1 pseudogene is annotated in these 982 nt (G+C 58.4%); it reads left to right on the forward strand.

The window, feature by feature from the left end:
- Positions 1-915 (forward strand): annotated as a pseudogene (locus tag BN93_RS15890) (DNA topoisomerase); the annotation flags it as partial.
- Positions 916-982 lie beyond the last annotated feature (67 nt).

Consider the following 982-nt stretch of genomic DNA (forward strand, 5'->3'; position numbering starts at 1 on the left):
CCGCCGGTCGGGGCACCTACTCCGTCGGTCGTGTGCAGACGCCCACGCTGGCGATGGTCTGCGCCCGCTATTGGGAGAACAGACGTTTTAAGCCTGAAGCCTTCTGGCAGCTCCATCTTGCCGTGAAAGGCGAAGGGAAAGACGTGGTGAAGTTCACCTCCGAGGAAAAATGGAAGGACGGCGATACGGCAAACGGCCTTTATAAACGCATCAAGGAAACATGCAAAGAAGTCCGTATCGTACAGGTAGAGCGTAAGCAGAAGACCGAAGAGCCGCCCTTGCTCTACGACCTCACCACGCTGCAAAAGGAAGCCAACAGCCGCTACGGACTCACGGCGGAGCAGACGCTCGCCATCGCCCAAAAACTCTACGAAGCCAAGCTCATCACCTATCCCCGCACGAGTAGCCGCTATATTCCCGACGATGTTTTCGAGACCATCCCCAAGCTGCTCGAAAAGCTGCAACGCGACGAACAGTTGGGAAGTCATGTCAGCCATATAGATACGCTCGCCCGTCGCAGCGTGGATGCCGGCAAGGTGACCGACCACCACGCCCTGCTCACCACGGGACTGCACCCCATCGGCATCTACAAGGACGAGCTGACCGTCTACCGCATGATTGCCGCACGGATGGTCGAAGCCTTCTCTGCACCCTGCATCAAGGAAGTCACCACCGTCAGGGCGGACGTATTTGGCGAGCGATGGCGAGAAATGCTGCGACACAGCGTTCTCGGTCAAGGGTAGCATCATCCGTCAGACGGGTTGGCGCGGTGTCTGTGGCGAAACGGACAGCGACACAATCCTGCCCGATTGGAAGGAGGGCGACGTGCTGTCCCTTTCCGCCTGCTCCATCACAGAGGGAAAGACCAAGCCCAAACCGCTCCACACCGAAGCGACATTACTTGCCGCAATGGAAAATCCGTGCCAACGAGAGCAGACGCGAACTTGTTCGGGTATGCCGAGTGCAGCCGGATTTCGCGGAA

The organism is Prevotella conceptionensis 9403948 (assembly GCF_000312305.1).
GTDB classification, from domain to species: domain Bacteria; phylum Bacteroidota; class Bacteroidia; order Bacteroidales; family Bacteroidaceae; genus Prevotella; species Prevotella conceptionensis.